Genomic DNA, 4,297 nt, shown 5'->3' with positions numbered 1-4,297 from the left:
AGCGAGGATCCCATCCTCAGGCTGTCCGCCGTGGCCGCCTGATCATCCTCGGACCCTCCCGAGGACCGGGGCTCCTACACCACGTCACGGGACACGACCTGCAACCGTCACGTCATCACCCGTCACCGGATGCCATGCGTCCAAGTAAAGGCCCGCGGCCTCGGCCCTTTCTCTCTCGCCCTGCGCGTCTGTGCGGCTGATGATCTTGAAGATTACTGCGCGGCGGCGGGGCGTGTTATTGGTCTCGGTCATGTGTTCTCGCCTCTGGTTGCCCGGTCCGGCATGGGTCGCGGGGTTTTGGGGGCGATCGAACCTTTTCCGACGCGGTAATTTGCTCCTCATCGAGCAGATATTTTATACGATATAGCTCAAACGCTTAGACAGCATTCAGTACGACCAAGCAGTCCGGCGGTGGGTTTTTCAATTCAGCGCCGTTGACATCAAGCTTGGCAATCGAGATAGACGGACATCGCCGCAGAAGACGAGTCGAGCACCAGCAGCGCTGCCCCTCGGGACAGGGGCGGCGCCACGGGCGACCGGAACAGGTGGGGACCTGGGACGGGCGTTCAGATCGGGTGCGGACCTCCTTTCGCGGCGATCGTCACCGCCCTCTCGCCGTCCTCGGGACAGGACGAGACGCCTTCGTGGTCCGGGACGACCATGCGGGCGCTACCGAGGGAATCGGCGGCCAGACGAGATGGAAGCGGCACCGCAGGGACGCTGCTGCCGGTGCGCGGTGCGGGTGGCCCGGAACGGCCGCCCCACCGCGCGCACAGGCTTGCATGATGGTTCAATTCGGCAGCCATCGCGTCGGTGTGCTCGGCTGCCCGCGTCAGGTGGTGAACGCGCGCCCGGTGGTGCCGCCGGAACCGACGCGACGCGGCCCGGCACCTCAGGATGAGGATGAGCCCTTCCGCGAGCTGCCTCGGCGACAGGCTCATGCGTCCGTCCTGGGATCGTCGAACCCGGCCCACGGGAGCTGCGCGCCGTCGGCGACCAGGGCCGCGTGCGCGGGCTCCGCGGTGCCATCGCCCTCGGCATCGGGATTTCCGTCGAGGGCGTCGAGGTAGGCGATGAGCCGGGCGGCCACGTCGAGCGCGAGATCGGCGGCACGTTCGACACGGTGGCGGAGCGCCGCCCGGCCGTCGGGCCGGGCCGCGGAGAGGGCGAGGACGGTGGCCACAGGTCAGGAGTGCCACGAAGGCCGCCATCGTGTTGCGGTAACTCTCATGAGTGCTGGGCTTGAGGCCGGCTGCCTTCCGCTCCGTCCACCACTCCGACACGAGGCCGGTCAACGCGACCTTGAGCGAGGGAGGGAAGGGGGGCTTGGCTGAGGCACCCCGGGAGGCTCGAAGTCGGGAAAGCGGGCGGACTTCGGGTCCGGGCTTTAATCGCCCTCGGCATTCCGAATGCGCGTCTCGAAGGCATCCGAAGAGCCTTAGCGAAAGCTTCGAGCAGCATCAGGCGGCTGTCCGCATCCACCTCGGAGATGCCGCGGTTGAGCAGCAGGCGCGTCACGAGCGGCCCTAAGATGGGCTCAAGGTCGGCCGCCTCTCCCGCCTCGATGGCGGCATCAAGCTTGGCCAGTGCAGCAGCGAAGCCAGCCGCTTCTTCTTCCGGTGTGCTGCGATCCCGGCGCCAGCCCTCGGGCGTGCGGACGGCAGCGCCCTGCGTGCTGGGACGATCATTGGCAAGGGTGGCCCCGACCGGGCGTTCGTCCCCCTCAAGCCTGAGCCCGAACCGGTGCCGGAGACCACGCCGATACCGCCCTCGGCACACTGAGCTAGCAACTTCTCGCCCTCGCTGCCGAAGCTCTGGATGCCGGCGCAAGCTGCGGTGATCCGCTCCAGCGCCTTTCCCCGACCTCGTTCAAGGATACGACCGACCCACCATGCGTCTTCTGCCTGGACTGCTCTGCCTTGCCCTGCTCACCGCTCCGGCGCTCGCCCAGCCGACCAAGAACCTGCCCGACCCCTCCCGCGATCCGGCCTACGCCAGCCTGCGCGCCGATCTGCAACGCCAGGGTTGGACATATTTCGGACCCGAGGAGCCGAACTGTAACAAGGCCCGCCACCCGCAACTCTGCCGCTGGCCGGAGGTCGAGGGGTGCGAGCACGGCTACTGCTTCGCACACTGGCGCAACGGCCGACGCGTGCTCCACGTGCTGATCGACATGCGCCGGCCCTTCGTGGCCCGTGCAACCCGCTGCATCGGTGAATGCCTCACCTTCCTGCCCGGCGGCGGCGACCATCCCGACGCCAAGCCGTCGCCGCCGGTATCCCCGTCCAGCCAGCCAGAGATCGGCGCCTACAAGGACGTGCCGGCAAACTCCTCGTACCTGAAGACCCGCATCGGCCTGCTCGACAAAGGCTGGAGCGTGGTCGTCACCCCGCCGGCCAAGAAGAGCTGCGACGCCGAACTCTACCCCCAGGCCTGCGCCCTGCCCGAGATCGCCAGTTGCGACGGCGGCGCTTCGTGGGTGTCCTGCTCGGCCTTCCTGGAGAAGAATGGCACCAAGATCGAGTTGGAGGTGCAGCCGGAAACGCTCACGTTGCAGCGCTGGGGTGTGTGCGCCCGGACCACGACGCCGGAGAAGAACCGCTGCTGATCCGAGGCCCAACCGGCTGACTGGTGCGCCTACGCGAAGTGGCGCGGTGACCACCGAATACCGTGCCGCCTCGCTCCTCGACCTCCACCGCCAGCGGGATCAACTCATGACACCTCCTTCGAAAACGATCAGGTCGATCTCTCCGGCGGTGCTGGACCGGGCCCGCGGCGCGCTGCTCGGCCTCGCCGTCGGCGACGCGCTGGGCACGACACTCGAGTTCTCTGCCCGGGACAGCCTGCCCCACCACACCGAGATGACCGGCGGCGGACCGTTCGGCCTCATCCCGGGCGGCTGGACCGACGACACCAGCATGGCCCTGGCCCTCGCCGACAGCCTCATCGCCTGCCGCGCCTTCGACGCCGCCGACCTCATGACCCGCTTCGTCGCGTGGTGGCGCAGCGGGGCCTACAGCCACACCGGCACCTGCTTCGACATCGGCATCACCACCGCCCAGGCTCTCGCCCACTCCGAGCGCACCGGCGAGCCCTTCGCGGGATCTGCGGATGAGGATCAGGCGGGCAACGGCAGCCTCATGCGCCTGGCTCCTGTCGTCCTCTTCCACCTGCATGACGTGCAGGCGACCGAACAGCTCGCCCGCGCGCAAAGCCGCACCACGCACGCCGCACCGCAGTGCCTCGACGCCTGCGCCCTGTTCAGCCGCATCCTGCGCGACGCTATCCTCGACGAACCCAATCCCCTGCGGGAGCGGCGCACCGAGGCGCACCCCGCCGTCCGGGCCATCGCGGCGGGCTCCTGGCGTGGTAAGAGCCGTCCTCAAATCCACTCCTCCGGCTACGTCGTCCACACGCTCGAAGCGGCTCTGTGGGCTGTCGGCACCACGACTTCGTTCGAGGCGGCGCTGATCGCCGCGGTCAACCTCGGGGAGGACGCCGACACGGTCGGCGCCGTCACCGGCCAGCTCGCTGGAGCGCTGTATGGCGCCTCCGCCATTCCCGAACGCTGGATTGCTCCCCTAGCTTGGCGGGAGCAGGTCACCGCGACGGCCGACACACTCCTTGCCGTTGGGCAGGAAGTCGCCCACGCCGCATCGTCAAGAGCCGGACTGCGGCCCAACGGCAATCCGTAGTTCGACCCGGGCGAGTCGCAGAGTGATGTTGCCGTGGATCGAAGCTGCTCGAGCTGGAGAAGGGACCGCCAGGTGTATGCACCTAGCTCGGCACACCCCAACCCCCTTCGTCAGAGCCGTTGCGACTTGCCAGCCCATGCGCCCGCGCCACCAGCCCGTCCTCGGTCGATCAGACCCGGCCTAAACCTCCGTCCTTCCTCATAAATTTGACCTGGCCTTCCACAATCCGCCCCTTCCGTTGCCAGAATCAGTCCTGGAAACAAAAGACGTTCAACCCAGGCGAACTGATCAAAGGCATCTCGTCATTCATCCCCACCAATCAGTTCAACGCTTATGACTGACATGAACCGCGGCACTTCAAATGCTAGCTGGGACTGTGACCCGCCGTCAAAGAAAATGTCGAGTGCCATTTGAACTTTCACGCAAGCTCCGACCAAACTGCAAATTAGCTGTCGGAAGCGATCTAATCAAATCCCAGGGGTGAAAGGGCTCTAGCTCGACCTTCTGAAGGGCTCCTTCCGACCCATTGCAGACCCTGGGCACGTCTGCTTGCAGGCCACCAGAGTGTTGACAAAGCCCAACGCCCGGACCGGCACAGGGGG

General features: G+C 66.9%; 5 protein-coding genes. 2 read left to right on the top strand and 3 right to left on the bottom strand.

The genetic code is table 11. From position 1 onward, the window contains the following. Positions 1–84: 84 nt before the first annotated feature. From ASG52_RS27295 to ASG52_RS15575, 3 genes are all read right to left on the bottom strand, one after another. Complete coding sequence (locus tag ASG52_RS27295) at positions 85–252, bottom strand: hypothetical protein (protein ID WP_156383993.1); 168 nt, start codon at positions 250–252, stop codon at positions 85–87. Between the two features lie 314 nt (positions 253–566). Continuing rightward, positions 567–941, bottom strand: coding sequence for a hypothetical protein (locus tag ASG52_RS27290; protein ID WP_156383992.1), 375 nt, complete (start codon positions 939–941; stop codon positions 567–569). Continuing rightward, positions 938–1,183 carry a hypothetical protein gene (locus ASG52_RS15575; protein ID WP_056244964.1) on the bottom strand — a complete coding sequence of 82 codons (246 nt, stop codon included), beginning with the start codon at positions 1,181–1,183 and terminating at the stop codon, positions 938–940. Before ASG52_RS15575 ends, ASG52_RS27290 begins: the two co-directional genes overlap by 4 nt. A gap of 708 nt (positions 1,184–1,891) precedes the next feature. Here ASG52_RS15575 and ASG52_RS15570 point away from each other — a divergent pair. Beyond that, a complete protein-coding gene (locus tag ASG52_RS15570; protein ID WP_056244963.1) occupies positions 1,892–2,608 on the top strand; it encodes a hypothetical protein in 717 nt (238 codons plus the stop codon). A 46-nt stretch (positions 2,609–2,654) separates the two neighbouring features. Beyond that, positions 2,655–3,695, top strand: coding sequence for an ADP-ribosylglycohydrolase family protein (locus ASG52_RS15565; RefSeq protein ID WP_286159071.1), 1,041 nt, complete (start codon positions 2,655–2,657; stop codon positions 3,693–3,695). Positions 3,696–4,297: the final 602 nt, after the last annotated feature.

The organism is Methylobacterium sp. Leaf456 (assembly GCF_001425465.1).
Taxonomy (GTDB): domain Bacteria; phylum Pseudomonadota; class Alphaproteobacteria; order Rhizobiales; family Beijerinckiaceae; genus Methylobacterium.
This window is presented reverse-complemented; position numbering and strand designations above follow the sequence as displayed.